Genomic DNA, 16,081 nt, shown 5'->3' with positions numbered 1-16,081 from the left:
CACCACTTTGCATAGGTGTTAGCTATTCCGATTTGCAGATAAACGGTATAGACTTAGCCAAACAATTGAGGCCAGCGATTGCTGGCCTTTTTTATTATTTGAATTCCTTATGGAAAAGGTGATATGTCTGTCAGTGTTTTAAGACTCTCGAGTTTACTTTTTATCGCAAGCTTAACGGTTGGGTGTTCAAGTGCGCCGGACGAAAGTGTTGACGATGATAACCTCGAAACCTCTGAATACGTCGAAGAGTCCCACCCGAATGATCCTTTTGAAGGCTTCAACCGAGCGATGTGGGATATCAACTACGAATATCTAGATCCTTATTTAGTTCGCCCTGTTTCCCTCGCTTATGTTGACTACACCCCTGTGCCAGTACGTTCTGGTATATCCAATTTTCTAGCCAACTTAGACGAACCATCAAGCATGGTGAATAACCTTATTATGGGCAATGGTGAAAAAGCACTCGACCATTTCAATCGTTTTTGGATTAACTCAACGATTGGTTTGTTAGGCTTAATCGATATTGCCAGCGAAGCGGGGATCACCAAATACGATGATAAGTCGTTCTCTGATGCGATTGGTCATTACGGGGTAGGGAATGGTCCCTACTTCATGGTGCCGGGTTATGGCCCAATAACAACGCGTGAAGTAACTGAAACCGTTGATGGTATGTATGTGCCTCTGTCTTTCTTGAACTTCTGGGCTAGCTTAGGAAAGTGGGCATTCGAAGGCATGGAAACTCGTGCTCAGTTAGTGTCACAAGAAGCGCTGTTGGATGACTCGCCAGATCCATATGCGTTAACGCGAGATGTTTATATTCAACGTCGTGACTTTAAAGCCGAGATCGAGCCTGAAGAGGTCGACCTTGAAGAAGAAGATTTGATCGATGGTTATCTAGAAGATTACTAGAAACATGATTTAGAAAATCGATAAAAGAAAGGCTCGATGTTTAAAATAACATCGAGCCTTTTTTATATGTGCTACTTTAGATTAAGTAACCAGATTAGAAACGGTAGTTAGCTTGGATACCTACTAGCCAAATGCTACCCGTTACTTCACCTTCAAAAGTGCCGCCAAACGGTGCTGATGCTGCGTCATCTTCTAGCATTTTCGCATCTTTCGCTAAAATGTAAGTGAAGCCTGCATCTAGAGTTAATTGCTCAGACCATTGGTAGCCAGCACCAATACTTAACCAAGTGCGGTCCGTTTCTGGGATCGTCGCAGTACGGTGCTCTTCACTTACAGCTGAAGTATCGTATGCAATACCAGAACGTAAAGCTAACTTAGGCGTCATTTGGTAAGTCGTACCAACTGCAAAGCGGTAGTTGTCTTCCCAGTTCTCTTGCTTGATCTCTTGAGTTCGAGCTGGACCGAATTCAGGGATGTCGGCAACAAGCTCTTTAAAGCTGCTCCAATTTGTCCAGTTTACGCTCGCATGCACCGCTACTTTGTCTGTTAGCTGATGAAAACTAGCTAATTCTGCTGTAGCAGGAAGAGCTAACGCCATAGAACCGTTGTACTTAGATTTAACTGGTCCACCAATTGCGTTTGCTACGGAATCAAAAGCAAGACCTTTTGCGTGACCTTCCAATGTTAGATCTACCTCAGACTTGTAGGTGAAGCCTAAGCGGTTGCTTTCATTGATCTGCCAAGCTGTACCGACTTGCCAACCCCATGCTGTATCATCACCTTCCATGTATTTAAGTGCATCACCTTGGTTTACCATGGTTGGGATTGTTGTTGCTGATACCGCACCAAAGCTGCCTTCAGCCATGATGTAACGAATACCACCACCAATAGAAACGCTTTCAAGTACTTGGTATGCCGCGTTTAAGTTTAGCTCCATTGTGGTAACGCTTGCTTCGTTACCGTGGTTTGCGCCACCAAAATCTTTACCTAGATCTGTTTCCATGCCGTAGTTAGTACCAGCAGCAAAACCTAATGCAAACTTGTCGTTGTACTTATGAGAAACATAAAAGTTTGGGATCACGGCACTGTGTGCAAAATCGCTAGAGTTAGATGAGGACTTAGCGCCAGTAAAAGCAGATGTAGAAGTACCATCGATATCAATGTTCGGGTCAACATAGATAGCACCAACAGAAACCTGTGTGCCTTCTAGGTAAGTAAGAAGGGCAGGGTTACGCCATTGTGAACCAGCGTTGTCTGCGATTGCTGCTTCACCAGCATACGCACGGCCGAGGCCTGTTGCTGAGTATTCTGCTAGTTGAAAACCAGCCGCTTGAGTGACGGTAGAAGTCGAAAGTAGTCCAACTGCCACTGCAGCAGATAGAAGAGTCTTATTCATTTTCATTATTATGTTCGCTGAACCATAAGTATTTAGTGTCGTGATTCTACGTTTAGAGTTATTACTTTAAAAATGAAATTCGAATAAAACAGTGTTTTAGGGATTAAATGAGTAAATGTGTTTAATTATTAGAGAAATAATCTAAATGTTTCGGCTGTGTTGCGAAGTTTGAGCGTACACTTGTAGGCATATTTTGCCTCTGCAGGCTACAGATGTAAGCTTAAATTGATGTGGGTCAGTAGTTTAGGCAATAAAAAAGGGTCGCATAATGCGACCCTTTGGGATTACTTATTAGCTTATATTAGAAGCTACGGCTGTATTGAAGACCAACTAAGATAGCATCAGCATGAGTTGTTGCTTCTATTGATGAAATTGTAGTTCCTGATATTTCAGTAGTTTCATTGACTTTTACATCATCACCCAGTAGGTAAGTGAAGCCGAAATCTACGTTTGAAGCTGTATCAATGTGGTATGTGAAGCCAGCAGAGAACCATTGACGATCAGAATCTGGTACCGAAACTGATGTAATACTATCTTGGGCACTTGTGTCGTACATGTAACCGGCACGTAATGTCCAATCTTTATTCATGTAGTAAGTTGTACCAAGAGCGTAATGCATCCCATCTTGCCATTTATACTCATTTAACTCACCGGCTTTGTCAGCCTCTAGTACGTCAAATGCGCTCCAACCAATCCATTGAACGCTGTAGTGAACAGCAAACTTAGAGTCTGGTAGCATATGGTAACCAGAGAACTCAATCATGCTAGGTAACGGCATGTTTAATGTATCGTTTTTGTATGTTGCGTTAACAACATCTCCTGTTGCTGGGTTCACTCCAATACCAGTAATATCACCTTCAGCTTCTAGAGTTGGGCTGTAACGATATGCTAAGCCAAATCTATTATCTTTATCTAGCTCGAAAACTGTACCCAAGTTAAAGCCTACAGCCCAACCGTCAGCGTCTGCATCTAGAGCTGTGTATTCTTGAACACCTGTAGGGTTTGCTACATTATTAGGCAGCGTAATTTTACGCTCAAGCTTACCTTGTCCATAGATGAAGTCTAAACCTGCACCAAAGCTCCACTGTTCATTCAAACGGTATGAGCCAGCTACCCCTAAGTTCATACTTTTAACGTCAGTTAGGCCACCATATTCAGAACCTGCAAACGAATCGTCAAACTCAGTTTTAGTACCAAAGTTAGTGTAGGCATTGACGCCCCATGCAAATTGGTCATTAACAGGCACAATTAAGTGGATGTTAGGTGCGATAGAAGTATCACCCGCATCATCATAGTTTGAAGGTGTTGAACCAGTTAATGCGCTAGTGTAAGTGGCATCTTTGACTTCAATTTTCGAAGTGATCGAAGTGAAACCTAAAGATAGTTCAACTTTATCAAACAGTGCCATTGCCGCTGGGTTACGAGCCATTACTGACGCGTTATCTGCGATTACTGCATCACCAGCAAAAGCACGGCCAAGGCCGGTAGCTGATTGTGCGTTAAGTTGGAAACCTGCTGCCATCGCTTGCGAAGACGCCAGTGTAATTGTTACTGCTAAAAGAGACTTTTTAAACAGACGCGTGTTGTTGGTAGTCATTCATTTATTCCTTTATATATCCGCCTCTACAGGGCGATTAATTTGAGCAATTGCTCAATGGTGGCTGATCCTATTCGCAAGTATACGATATACAAATCCGACCATTGGGAATTTTGAGTGGAAAATTATGGAAATGACGCCTATCTGGCACGAAAATGGTGTGAAATGCTGTTTTTTAGAGTTTTAACTCTAGAGGTATTGGTGGTGTGAATGGTTTTGTGGTTTATTTATAAATAAAGCCCAGCAATATCAGTAATATAATTGCTGGGCCTTTTGTGACGGGGCTTTAAGAGCGAATCAGCTCATTGGTTTGATCATTTTTGTCAGCTTTTCGGCGATTTTGGAAACATCCTCACCATTTTCACCCACAAGGATTAAGCTGCTGCCATCTACGGGTGTTACCGAGCCGGACATGCCTTTTTCATCAAAATCGATAGGTTTGTCTGTTGGAATACCGGTTAAAAACAGTGTTACTTTGCCTTTTGCGCCTTGGAAGACCATATGTACTGCGTTGGATTTACCAAAGCCACAGTGGTTTAGGTAATAAACATGGTAAGGGAAAGCGTCATCAAACTGAAAAGCAAATGGGTTCATTTTTGCGTTGATCTGCTGCGATGTAACCTGTTCATCGATGCTACTAACAAAGCTCTTCTCATCAACAACATGCTTCATCGCTGTATCAACTAAACTAGCTTGCGCAGGTGAAACGAATGCATTTCCCCAATTCACTTGGCCAACTAATAAACCTGCAACGAATGCTACTGAGGCGGCCATTGCCATTGCTCGTCTCGCAAACGTTGGCCTTACTACTTTGCTTTCTTCGCTTGAGGTCTGATTGAACAGAATACGATCAGCAAGATCGTCTGGCACATCCACATTCATCGCAGAGTGGATCTGTTTATCAAGCGCTAGTACATCGTCTAAGAAGTTACTATTGGCTTCGCTATTCGCGGTCGCATCAACAATATCTTGTGTACGTTGTTTAGGTTCCGACAATACACGACGACGAAATTCCAAATCATCCATTATGTTGCCCCCTCTCTGCCTCTTCTGTATCCAACAGCTCTTTCAACTGATTTCGAGCTCTGAATAAACGTGTCATCACCGTGTTTTTGTTGAGATCGAGAATATCGGCAATCTCATCACCACTAAAACCACCAATCACTTGCAAGAAGAGAGGTTCACGGTAATCAATTTCAAGTTTCATGATCTGGGCTTGCAACCACTGATGCTGATGGTGCGGGTCATCACTGACACTAGCATCGTTACCGTGATCGTCGATATCAACCAGATCAAACTGTTTGCGTTCAAAACGTCGAGCGTTCTCGCGTCTCAAGATGGTAATCAGCCAAGATTTGGCGGCTTTTTCATCTTGAAGGCTATCGAGTGACTTCCATGCACGAAGGCAAGTTTCTTGAACTAAGTCTTCGGCAATGCTTTTGTCTTTGCATAACCAATAGGCGTAGCGAAAGAGGTCACGATGATAGGCGCGCACAAGTGCTTCGTATTTTCTTTGTTTGTCCATATCAGAGTTGACCGGACGCTTGGCTGTTTTCTTTCCAAACATTTTTATTATTGACACACGAGCCTCCATAATTGCTCTGCGTATAGCTGTCCTCTATACGTTGTGCTTCGTTTTTATATTTTTAGAGCTAACGATCGGCAGGAAATCGTAAAATCACATTAAAATTGATCTACTTCAAAATCTAAGGCCTCGAACTCGTTATAGTACACCTTGTCGTCTAGTTAGTCATTCGTGGCTAGCATGTTGAGCAAGACGACACTTCCTTTTGAAGGCTGACTTTACTTTCTCCTAATCAGGAAACTGATTATTTCAATTGGCGCTAAGTTAATTGCTTTATATACATTCCGACCACACAGCTTTGTGTGGTTTTTTTTTGCCTCAAGAAAACCATTCCCTACACAGCGATAACAGTCTTTGCTTACAATAGTTTAGTCTCTTACGGCAACCTTTCCCCCAAAAAGGTTCGCCTGAATGCGCAGTTATATTTTCAAACAGTGAGATACTCGTATCACGTTTATTTAAACGCTCGTTTGATTTAATTAACAACTTCTTTACAATGCTTCAGGTCAGACCTCTTAACTTTAAGGAGAAACCATGGGCAAACAGGAAGTCAAAACGCGTTCTGGAGAACGTGTTGCCGTTGTCGCTGGATTACGAACCCCATTTGCTCGTCAGAGCACAGAATTTAGCCAAGTGCCTGCGGTTGACCTAGGCAAAATGGTTGTGAGCGAAATGCTTGCAAGAACGGATGTCGATCCTGCGCTTATCGAACAAGTTGTGTTCGGCCAAGTAGTGCAAATGCCAGAAGCGCCGAACATTGCGCGTGAAATCGTGTTGGGCACAGGCATGAACATTAATACCGATGCCTACAGTGTCACACGAGCATGTGCGACCAGCTTCCAAGCGGCAGTTAACGTGACCGAAAGCATTATGGCTGGCACGATTGATATCGGTATTGCGGGCGGTGCGGACTCTTCTTCTGTATTGCCTATCGGTGTTTCGAAAAAGTTAGCGGCAAATCTATTAGCGCTGAGTAAAACGAAAACTATGGGTCAAAAGCTGAAAATTCTTAAAACACTTTCAGTAAAAGATTTGATGCCAGTACCACCTGCAGTTGCTGAATACTCGACCGGTTTATCCATGGGACAAACGGCTGAGCAAATGGCTAAGACACACGGTATTACTCGCGAAGCTCAAGATGCACTTGCTCACCGTTCTCACTCTTTGGCTTCTCAGGCATGGAAAGAAGGCAAGATTAAAGACGAAGTGATGACGGCATTCCCGGCACCTTACAAAAAGTATCTAGCGGAAGACAACAACATTCGCCACGACTCAACGGTTGAAGGATACGCCAAGCTACGTCCTGCTTTTGATAGAAAGTACGGCAGTGTAACGGCAGCCAATGCTACGCCACTGACTGATGGCGGTGCAGCAGTGATGTTGATGCGCGAAGGTAAAGCCAAAGAACTAGGCTTAGAAGTGCTTGGTTATATTCGTGGTTATGCGTTCTCAGCGATTGGTGTTGAAACAGATATGTTGATGGGCCCGACTTACGCGACCTCACAAGTATTAAAGAACACCGGTTTAGAGTTGTCAGACCTTACACTGATCGAGATGCATGAAGCATTCGCTGCCCAAGTTTTGGCTAACGTTAAAATGTTCGCGAGCGATGAGTTTGCACAGAAGAATCTTGGCCGCGACAAAGCGATCGGTGAGATTGATATGGAGAAGTTCAACGTGCTGGGTAGCTCGATTGCTTACGGACATCCGTTTGCAGCGACTGGCGCGCGCATGATGACTCAAACATTACGTGAACTGAAACGTCGCGGTGGCGGCTTGGCATTGAACACAGCTTGTGCGGCTGGTGGTTTAGGTGCAGCAATGATCTTGGAGGTAGAATAATGTCTACGACTCTTGATGCAACAACAGAAAAAGAAACAGTCGCTCAACCAGATTCAACCTCTGCGACTGAATCAACCAAAAAGAAAGCGACAGCATTTACTCTCAATATCGATGAGCAAGATATTGCTTGGTTAGCGATTGATGTACCAAACGAGAAAATGAACACGCTGCAAGCGGCTTTTGCTGAAGAAATGAAAGCCATCTTCGAGCAACTCAAAGAAAAGCAAAGCCGAGTTAAGGGCCTAATCGTTCATTCTCTTAAGCCAGATAACTTTATCGCTGGTGCTGATGTAAGAATGCTTGATGCGTGTAAAACGGCTGACGAAGCACAGTCTCTGGCTCGCCAAGGGCAGGAGATGTTCCAAACGCTTTCTGAACTACCGTACCCAGTAGTCGCAGCGATTCACGGCCCATGTTTAGGTGGTGGTTTAGAGCTTGCACTGGCGTGTGATTACCGTGTATGTACCGATTCAGATAAGACTCGCGTTGGTCTGCCAGAAGTACAGTTAGGTCTGTTACCAGGCTCTGGCGGTACACAGCGTCTACCTCGCCTTATTGGTTTGCTGCCATCTCTTGACCTAATCCTTACGGGTAAGCAACTGCGCGCTAAGAAAGCGAAATCGCTCGGTGTTGTCGATGCTTGTGTGCCTGAAACTATCCTGCTTGAAGTCGCTAAAAGCTTTGTTGAAAAGAATACGGGCAGTAAAAAAGGTAAGCGTCTGGCGTCGAAAAGCCAAGCGTCGACTAAAGAAAAGCTGATTTCACGCACGGGCCTTGGTCGCAAAGTGATTTTTGAACAGGCTTCAAAGAAGACGAATCAGAAAACACGCGGCAATTACCCAGCAGCGGATGCGATTTTAGACGTGATTCGTTATGGCCTTGAGAACGGCTTTGATAAAGGTCTTCAGTATGAAGCGAAGCGTTTCTCAGAACTGGTTATGACTTCAGAGTCTAAAGCCCTTCGTTCGATTTTCTTTGCAACCACGGAAATGAAAAAAGAACACGGCGCAGACGCAGAACCCAAAGCGGTTAAGCGTGTTGGTGTGCTAGGCGGTGGTCTTATGGGCGCAGGCATCAGCCATGTCAGTGTTGCTAAGGCGAAAGTGCCTGTACGCATTAAAGACGTATCAAATGAAGGTGTACTGAACGCGCTTAACTACAACTTCAAGTTGTTCGATAAGCAGCGTAAGCGTCGCATTCTGAGCCGAGCGGGCCTTGAAAGTAAGATGCTTCAACTGTCTGGTGGTATCGACTTTACGAGCTTTAATCACACCGATGTGGTGATTGAAGCGGTATTTGAAGACCTCGACCTTAAGCAGTCAATGGTTGCGGACATCGAAGCCAATGCCAAGCCAGAGACTATTTTCGCGACGAATACGTCTTCATTGCCGATCCATAAGATTGCGGAGAAGGCGCAGCGACCAGAAAACGTGGTCGGTCTTCACTACTTCAGCCCAGCCGAAAAAATGCCGCTAGTAGAAGTTATCCCTCATGAAACTACGTCAGAAGAGACGATTTCTACGGTTGTTACATTAGCGAAGAAGCAAGGTAAAACGCCGATTGTTGTGAAAGACACGGCTGGTTTTTATGTGAACCGTATTCTTGCTCCGTACATGAACGAAGCAGCGCATTTACTGCTAGCGAACGAGCCGATTGAAAAGCTCGACAGCACGTTATTGGACTTCGGTTTCCCGGTTGGTCCTATCACTTTATTAGATGAGGTGGGTGTTGATATCGGTGCGAAGATCATTCCGATTTTAGTGAATGAGCTTGGCGATCGTTTCCAAGGTCCTGATGTGTTCGATATTCTTTTGAATGACAATCGTAAAGGCCGCAAGAGTGGTAAAGGTTTCTACACTTACAAAGGCAAGAAGAAGGAAGTGGATAAGTCAGTTTACAAGCTGCTTAAGCTGCAACCAGATCCTAAGTTGAGCGATAACGATATCGCGATGCGCTGTGTGTTACCTATGCTAAACGAAGCGGTTCGTTGTCTAGACGACGGCATTATCCGCAGCCCTCGTGATGGTGATATCGGTGCGATTTTCGGTATCGGTTTCCCGCCATTCCTAGGTGGTCCGTTCCGTTATATGGATCAAATCGGCATTAAGTCACTGGTTGAGATGATGAACGATTTCGCTAAGAAGTACGGTGATCGTTTCGCGCCATGTGATGGCCTACTGACACGTGCTGGATTGGGTGAGTCTTTCTACAAGTAACTCTCTAACTCATTGATTAAGAAGCCCGTATCAAGCAATTGATGCGGGCTTTTCTGTTTTATGAACGAGTGTGAAAGGAATGAGATTCCCGACTCAGTCGTTCCTCCTTCTCGGGAATGATGATTGAGAGATAAAAAGTAAGTTATTGCGTTGATTAGAAAGGTGGTCAAACACACGTCAATCAAAACTACCGTCATCTCCTAAAGCGACGAAGGAGCGTAATAGGAGATCTGCTTTTGGGCTGCATCCAATAAAAAAGGTTGATGCTTTCACATCAACCTTATGATTTTCATTCCAGCTTTATCAGCCTAGCTCAGTATCTTTCGGGCGTAACTGAAACTCATCAATAGAGCCAATTTCAACACCTGCTGACAGCTTCTCTTCCTCATTATGAGCATTACCGTGAGCATGCATAATCAGGCGATTTGCCGTGCGTGGTTTTAGCTGGCTAACCACAAAACGCATCATGTCTGAGCGAGTTAACCCCTTAAGGTCTTCCAATACGCGCTCTCTCTGGTTGAACTCAACATCCTTATTGCCTATCGCAACCCATAAGCGCTGAGCTCGCCCTCGCAAAGTCGTATCTGGTGTCGAAATCTGATTCCAGAGACCGCGCTTACTGCTGTGCCATTGATAGTCGTTAAGCTCCAACAGCACCATGTAAAAGGCATTGAGGAACTCATCTATTGAAGCTAACAAGTCAGCAGGGGCGGCATTCGGTGATTGCACATACAACACAATACCAGGGTGTCGGTTGAGCGGCATATTGCCAGTACCGACCATGTAACCTAGCTGCTGCTTGGTTCGTATCTCATGGAAGAAAGTGGCCGACATCAAATGGTTTGCCAATGAATACAGCGCGATATTTTTAGGTGAAATATCAGGGCATTGGTAATAAACCACAATTGCTGAATCATCTTGGTTACACACCACTTCACGTTGGAAGCTGCCGTTTTCACCGAGCATGATGAGCGGACGCAGTGATTCTTCGTAAGCCTGATCTTGAACACGCAGTGCATCTTTTAGCGTTTCAGCCATCTTGTGTGCATCGGCTTTTTTCCAGTCGCCATACACAAACATCTCAACATGAAGTTCCGCCAAGATTGCTTGAACAAAAGAGGAGAGCTCATCGACCTCTATCGTTTCTAGGGCTTCAATTAACACGGAATAGGGCGGGTTATTTGGTTGAAGTATCCCAGTCATTGCATTAAACAACTGCGAAATAGGGCGATCTTGCGACGCGTTGTTCCAGTTTCTGAGCAATTGATGCTTGATGGTTTCGAAGCGTGTTGGACTAAAGTCGCGTGCTTGGAAACGTTCAAGAATCATATTGAGCAGTTGTGGCTGTTTCTCGCTAAACCCGGACAGAGTGAGCGTTACACCGCCCTGATGGGTGTACATGTTGTAGCCCATTCCGGCGATTTCAGCCTGATACGTATCTTTTTCGAGTGAGTCTAAGAACATTTCTACACACAAGCGTGTTTTAACGATATTTCTTGGGCTAGCGACTGAGTGCGGGCTATCGATAGCGACATACACCACACCTTTAGGAACTCGAAATTGATGGTCTTGCAGATGCCATAGCTTAAAGCCATCGAGCTCTTCTAACAGTTGTGGGAACTTAGCGTCACCTTCGAGTTCAGTCGGGTCTAGATCGTAGCAAATAAACGGGTTTTTGCTTGGGAGTTCAAACTGCCAACCGGGGTTAATGCACGTAAAGCATTGAACTTGTTCAGCGCTAAAAGGTGTGACCGAGTAGGGAGTAAAGTACCACTTCGCTTCCCTGTCATACTCGAATCCCTGAGCAACAATGGTCGCTCGCATGTTGTCTACGGTTAAGTAAGGCAGCAAAGAACGCTGTAATTCGTCATCGAAATGCGACATTTTGTAATCGCCATACACCACATCTTGCTCTTGGTAGTGCTGCATGTTGATGACGAGGTGGCTGACGACATCAAGCGGTCTTGCTGGCTCTTGAAAGCGGAAAGCAGACTCTAAAACGGCGCGTTTTTCTAGGTAGCGCCACTCTTCTATGCCTTGTTGTTCGACTAACTTGATGTACTGAAATATCGCTTGGATGATGTTATCGGTTTTGGTTAAACCTTCTATGGTCAATGAGCAACTGACTGTGAAATCACGGTAGTTACTGCCACTCGCGCCACCACCTGCAGAGAGAGATGTTATCCAGCCTTTCTCTTTGAGTTGCATCATCAAACTGCCTTCACCTTCGTAACCTAAAAGGTGGGCAAAGAACGACAAAGGCTTAACGCCGTAGTGTTCGTCCATGCTTGGCATCGGGAAGGTTAAGATCAGTTTGCGCACTTCTTTAATCGGCTCAACGCGGACTTGTACACCCGTACTTAACTCGCCGACAATCGGAACTTCAACCTTTTTGCCTTGTAGGTTGTGATTGGTGATTGAGCTAAAGCGATCCTCAACCCAGCTTTGCATCTCATCTAACGACTGATTGCCAGACAGTGTCAGTGTCATCAAGTCAGCAGAGTATTGTTGCTGGTGGAAAGCCAAGATCTCTTGTCGAATCGTCTCGCCGTTTCTGTCACCCAACGTATCGATATTACCGACAGAAAACTTCGAGAATGGGTGATTGTGATTCACCAGTTCTTTGGTAACTTGGTACAAGCGTCGTGAGTCGTCGTTGAGTTTCATCTTGTATTCGGAGTCAACGGCTTGGCGTTCTTTGTCTAACGCTTCTTCGTTGAAAAGGGGAGCGGTAAAAAATTGGCTGAAGCGATCGAGTGCGGTTTCAAAGGCATTCAATTCAACATCAAAAAAGAAGCAGGTGTGCTCTGTTCCTGTCCAAGCGTTGTTGCTACCGCCATGCTGGCTGATAAAACTTTGGAACTCTCCGACCTTTGGATACTTTTCAGTTCCCAAAAATAGCATATGCTCTAAGTAGTGAGCTAAACCCTCTCGGTCTGTAGGGTCATCAAAATGCCCCACATTGACGGCTAATGCGGCTGCTGCTTTTTGAGCATTTTGATCCTGAACTAACAGTACACGTAACCCGTTATTTAAGGTTATGTAGCGGTATTGATGTTCATCATTTGGGCTTAAGTGCACAGGAGCATCTCCAGAGAAGGTGGTTTTTAAATTATGTACCCGATGATTCGGCGTGCAAACCTTGTGATCATATTTTGGGATATGAAGTGCTTTTTGGCGATTTCTAAATCACTTTTATCGATTTTTATCAGTAATTTATTTTCTTTTAACAAGATTGTTAAGAAAGTCGAACTCTTTGGCAAGTGACTTGATATAATTATTTATATTGACTGCGGTTTCTCTGGATTGAGAGCCAAACCTAAGTAGCGTTTCGCTGATATATGGGATATATCGACTTTCGACATGTTACGAAGACAGGATTGAACATGAAAATATTCATTATGCGCCACGGTGAAGCAGAACATTTTGCCAACTCGGATGCAGAAAGAGCGTTGACCAAGCGCGGGAAAATGGCTTCTCTTGCCGTGGCACAAGCTGCAAATGAGCAGGGGATTAGTCAATTCGATAAAGTGCTGGTGAGCCCATATTTAAGGGCACAAGAAACGTGGTTAGAGATCTCTCAGGCGTTTTCTGGAAAGAAAGTAGAAACCTGTGATGATATTACGCCTTATGGAATGTCCGACGATGTGTTTGATTTGACCTTAGCAATGGCTGAAGTAGAAAAACTAGAGACCATTTTATTTGTTTCTCATTTACCTCTAGTGGGCTACCTAACTGCAGAGTTTGCAACAGGCATGGCGCCGCCTATGTTTCCCACTTCGGGCCTAGCGTGTATCGACTTCAACCTTGAGACACAAAAAGGTGAGTTGCTTTGGAACATCAATCCATAAGCTCGTTGAGCTCTGTTTGATGACAAAGTTGCAGACAATTAGAAAGGGCATCTCAATATGATTGGGATGCCCTTTGTTGTTTTTTGGTGAGAGAGAGTTTGTTAACCAGAATTACTTCTCAGGAACCGAAAGCAAGACTAACAGCGCGCCATTGCCGCCAAACTCTAACGGTGCTTGGTGGAAAGCCATCACGTCTGGGTGCTGTGCTAACCACAAAGGCACCTTCTGTTTAAGGATGTGTTTACCGATACCGTGTTGAACACAGGCACACGCCACGCTCTCTTTCACGCAGTGCGCAATCATCGCGCCAAGCTCACGTTTGGCTTCTTGTTGAGTCATACCATGCATATCGAGATACACGTCAGGCACGTAGACACCACGACGGAGGCGCTTGACCTCATATTTAGAGACATCATCACGCGCATAACGCGTCGGACCGTCTTCGCTAAGATGCGGAATGAACTCATCCGAGAAATAAAACTCGCTATCACTGGCTTGTCTTGCCGTTCGAGTAATTTCTTTTTGCTTGGCATTTCTTTTTGGCTGCTGGACTATGGTATCCTGTTGCAACTTTTTAACGCCCTTTACTGCATCGTTGAACAGGGCGAAATCGTCATCGAAGTCGGTGTCTTTTTTGCTCATCAGGTTATGAATTCTAATTAGAAACGTAATTAGCAGTATTGTAGCGCTTTTCGGAGACAATTTTGGATAAGATTTTTGTAGAAGAAGCGGTATCAGAACTACACACGCTTCAAGATGTGATTCGTTGGACTGTTAGCCGCTTTAACGCAGCGGGCCTATTTTATGGTCACGGCACTGATAACGCGTGGGATGAGGCAGTACAACTTATCTTACCTACTCTTTATCTGCCGATTGATGTTCCTTCGCATGTGATGAACTCTCGTCTAACGAGCAGCGAACGTCTACGTATTGTTGAGCGCGTAATCAAGCGTATTAATGATCGTACACCAACGGCTTACCTAACCAACAAAGCTTGGTTCTGTGGTCTTGAGTTCTTCGTTGATGAGCGCGTTCTTGTGCCTCGTTCTCCAATTGGTGAGCTGATCGAAGCTCAATTCCAACCTTGGTTAACTGAAGAGCCAACTCGCATCATGGATATGTGTACGGGTAGTGGTTGTATCGCTATTGCTTGTGCTCACGCATTCCCAGACGCTGAAGTAGATGCGATTGATATCTCTACTGACGCATTGCAAGTTGCAGAGCAGAACGTTCAAGATCACGGCATGGAGCAGCAAGTGTTCCCAATCCGTTCAGATCTTTTCCGTGATTTGCCAAAAGAGAAATACAACCTGATCGTATCTAACCCACCTTACGTGGACGAAGAAGATATGAACAGCCTGCCAGATGAGTTTACTCACGAGCCAGAACTTGGCCTAGCAGCGGGTACAGACGGTCTGAAATTGGTTCGTCGCATCTTAGCTAATGCACCAGACTACCTAACTGACGACGGTATTCTTATCTGTGAAGTTGGTAACTCAATGGTTCATATGATGGATCAGTACCCAGAGATTCCATTCACTTGGATTGAATTCTCTAACGGTGGTCATGGCGTATTCATGATCACTCGTGAGCAGCTTGTTGCTTGCGCTGATGAGTTCTCTATCTACAAAGACTAGGTTTCAATTATTAGGTTAGTGCCCCTATCTTAGGGCTGTAAGCTTAGAACCTGACATCTAGTAAGACGTTCGATTTGAAACGTTTTTATTTAAACGCCATGCAGCAATGCATGGCGTTTTTTATTGCCTAGATTAAAGATGTTTGCATTTATATCGAAGACGTTAAGCGCAATATTTAGTTGATTAATATGAGGGCTTATTACATATTGGTGTTTAATATTTAGTCGTTTTAGTGAGTTAAGGAGGATTCACGATGAGCTTTGATACATGGATTTATTATTTATTAGCGGTGCTAATTTTAACGGCATCACCAGGCCCAAGTTCTTTATTGTGCATGACCAAAGGTGTGCAATCTGGCTTTAAATTATCGATATTTACTGCCTTGGGGAGCTTAACTGCGATTACTGGTATTTTAACTTTATCGTTTACCGGGCTAGGGGTAATTATTGCTTCGTCTGAAGTGGTATTTAATGTCATAAAATGGACTGGTGCAGCTTATCTGATCTTCCTCGGTTGGAAGTCTCTGCGCTCTAGCCAACAAGATTATGACAAGTTATCGGATCAACAAGGCGGTGCTCAATCTGTCAAAGAAAGCGCTGCGCAGCATTACTTAAGTGGCTTTATTGTTGGCGCGAGTAACCCCAAAGCTATCTTGTTTTTTACTGCACTTTTCCCACAGTTTATTGATCCCTCAATTGCGCTATTACCACAGTTTACCGTGTTTGCTTTTACCTTCGCAGTGATGGAATTGTCTTGGTTATTGGTGTATGCCTACTTGGGGGCGAAGTCGTCAAATTGGTTGTTTGCGAAAGGTCGAGCCAAGGTCTTTAATCGTGTCACTGGAGGTGTCTTTATTGGGGCTGGCGCACTGCTTTCGACGACCAGTCGAGCATAACTTTCTGTTTTATCAGAGAGGTGAATGGTTACAGAATATTCTTGATGCTGTCATAAAAGGTTAATATTAATGTGCTTGCTGCTTTTGGCGAAAAGCCGATATATTGTAGTTACACCATCACGTTCTCAAGGAGAGACATATGCAGCATCAAGA

The 16,081-nt window shown here is 44.4% G+C and carries 12 protein-coding genes; 6 read left to right on the top strand and 6 right to left on the bottom strand.

Annotation, left to right across the window (positions count from 1 at the left end):
• The first annotated feature begins 123 nt into the window (after positions 1-123).
• Positions 124-909 carry an MlaA family lipoprotein gene (locus A136_RS20980; protein WP_017064102.1) on the top strand — a complete coding sequence of 262 codons (786 nt, stop codon included), beginning with the start codon at positions 124-126 and terminating at the stop codon, positions 907-909.
• Between the two features lie 94 nt (positions 910-1,003).
• Here A136_RS20980 and A136_RS20975 read toward each other — a convergent pair whose 3' ends face one another.
• From A136_RS20975 to A136_RS20960, 4 genes are all read right to left on the bottom strand, one after another.
• Entirely contained in the window at positions 1,004-2,311 is a 1,308-nt protein-coding gene (locus A136_RS20975; protein WP_017064101.1) for an outer membrane protein transport protein, read from the bottom strand.
• A gap of 295 nt (positions 2,312-2,606) precedes the next feature.
• Positions 2,607-3,902, bottom strand: coding sequence for an outer membrane protein transport protein (locus tag A136_RS20970; protein WP_017060648.1), 1,296 nt, complete (start codon positions 3,900-3,902; stop codon positions 2,607-2,609).
• Between the two features lie 297 nt (positions 3,903-4,199).
• On the bottom strand, positions 4,200-4,928 hold the full coding sequence (locus tag A136_RS20965; RefSeq protein WP_017060647.1) for a DUF3379 domain-containing protein: 729 nt from the start codon (positions 4,926-4,928) through the stop codon (positions 4,200-4,202).
• Positions 4,921-5,469, bottom strand: coding sequence for a sigma-70 family RNA polymerase sigma factor (locus A136_RS20960; protein ID WP_017060646.1), 549 nt, complete (start codon positions 5,467-5,469; stop codon positions 4,921-4,923). Before A136_RS20960 ends, A136_RS20965 begins: the two co-directional genes overlap by 8 nt.
• A 552-nt stretch (positions 5,470-6,021) precedes the next feature.
• Between A136_RS20960 and fadI the strand changes: the two genes are divergently transcribed.
• Both fadI and fadJ read left to right on the top strand, forming a co-directional pair.
• A complete protein-coding gene (gene fadI / locus A136_RS20955; protein WP_017060645.1) occupies positions 6,022-7,329 on the top strand; it encodes an acetyl-CoA C-acyltransferase FadI in 1,308 nt (435 codons plus the stop codon).
• A complete protein-coding gene (fadJ, locus tag A136_RS20950; RefSeq protein WP_017064100.1) occupies positions 7,329-9,545 on the top strand; it encodes a fatty acid oxidation complex subunit alpha FadJ in 2,217 nt (738 codons plus the stop codon). Before fadI ends, fadJ begins: the two co-directional genes overlap by 1 nt.
• A 303-nt stretch (positions 9,546-9,848) precedes the next feature.
• Here fadJ and A136_RS20945 read toward each other — a convergent pair whose 3' ends face one another.
• Positions 9,849-12,626 (bottom strand): insulinase family protein, encoded by a 2,778-nt coding sequence (locus tag A136_RS20945; protein WP_017064099.1) that lies wholly within the window; start codon positions 12,624-12,626, stop codon positions 9,849-9,851.
• A 305-nt stretch (positions 12,627-12,931) separates the two neighbouring features.
• On the opposite strand from A136_RS20945, the gene sixA reads away from it, so the two are divergent.
• Positions 12,932-13,396 (top strand): phosphohistidine phosphatase SixA, encoded by a 465-nt coding sequence (sixA, locus tag A136_RS20940; RefSeq protein ID WP_017064097.1) that lies wholly within the window; start codon positions 12,932-12,934, stop codon positions 13,394-13,396.
• A 111-nt stretch (positions 13,397-13,507) separates the two neighbouring features.
• Here the strand turns inward: sixA and smrB are convergent, their stop codons facing one another.
• On the bottom strand, positions 13,508-14,038 hold the full coding sequence (smrB, locus tag A136_RS20935; protein WP_017064096.1) for an endonuclease SmrB: 531 nt from the start codon (positions 14,036-14,038) through the stop codon (positions 13,508-13,510).
• 62 nt (positions 14,039-14,100) lie between these two features.
• Here smrB and prmB point away from each other — a divergent pair, with 62 nt between their 5' ends.
• Positions 14,101-15,033 carry a 50S ribosomal protein L3 N(5)-glutamine methyltransferase gene (gene prmB, locus A136_RS20930; RefSeq protein ID WP_017060640.1) on the top strand — a complete coding sequence of 311 codons (933 nt, stop codon included), beginning with the start codon at positions 14,101-14,103 and terminating at the stop codon, positions 15,031-15,033.
• Between the two features lie 253 nt (positions 15,034-15,286).
• Positions 15,287-15,928, top strand: coding sequence for a LysE family translocator (locus tag A136_RS20925; RefSeq protein WP_017060639.1), 642 nt, complete (start codon positions 15,287-15,289; stop codon positions 15,926-15,928).
• Positions 15,929-16,081: the final 153 nt, after the last annotated feature.

The organism is Vibrio crassostreae 9ZC13, from assembly GCF_000272045.2.
In the GTDB taxonomy this organism is placed as follows: Bacteria; Pseudomonadota; Gammaproteobacteria; order Enterobacterales; family Vibrionaceae; genus Vibrio; species Vibrio crassostreae_C.
This window is presented reverse-complemented; position numbering and strand designations above follow the sequence as displayed.

Bases quoted from the DNA above. Each gene is read 5' to 3' on its own strand.
- fadI (WP_017060645.1), top strand. From the start codon at position 6,022: ATGGGCAAACAGGAAGTCAAAACGCGTTCTGGAGAACGTGTTGCCGTT.
- A136_RS20970 (WP_017060648.1), bottom strand. From the start codon at position 3,902: ATGACTACCAACAACACGCGTCTGTTTAAAAAGTCTCTTTTAGCAGTA.
- A136_RS20925 (WP_017060639.1), top strand. From the start codon at position 15,287: ATGAGCTTTGATACATGGATTTATTATTTATTAGCGGTGCTAATTTTA.
- A136_RS20980 (WP_017064102.1), top strand. From the start codon at position 124: ATGTCTGTCAGTGTTTTAAGACTCTCGAGTTTACTTTTTATCGCAAGC.
- A136_RS20975 (WP_017064101.1), bottom strand. From the start codon at position 2,311: ATGAAAATGAATAAGACTCTTCTATCTGCTGCAGTGGCAGTTGGACTA.
- smrB (WP_017064096.1), bottom strand. From the start codon at position 14,038: ATGAGCAAAAAAGACACCGACTTCGATGACGATTTCGCCCTGTTCAAC.
- sixA (WP_017064097.1), top strand. From the start codon at position 12,932: ATGAAAATATTCATTATGCGCCACGGTGAAGCAGAACATTTTGCCAAC.
- A136_RS20965 (WP_017060647.1), bottom strand. From the start codon at position 4,928: ATGGATGATTTGGAATTTCGTCGTCGTGTATTGTCGGAACCTAAACAA.
- A136_RS20960 (WP_017060646.1), bottom strand. From the start codon at position 5,469: ATGTTTGGAAAGAAAACAGCCAAGCGTCCGGTCAACTCTGATATGGAC.
- fadJ (WP_017064100.1), top strand. From the start codon at position 7,329: ATGTCTACGACTCTTGATGCAACAACAGAAAAAGAAACAGTCGCTCAA.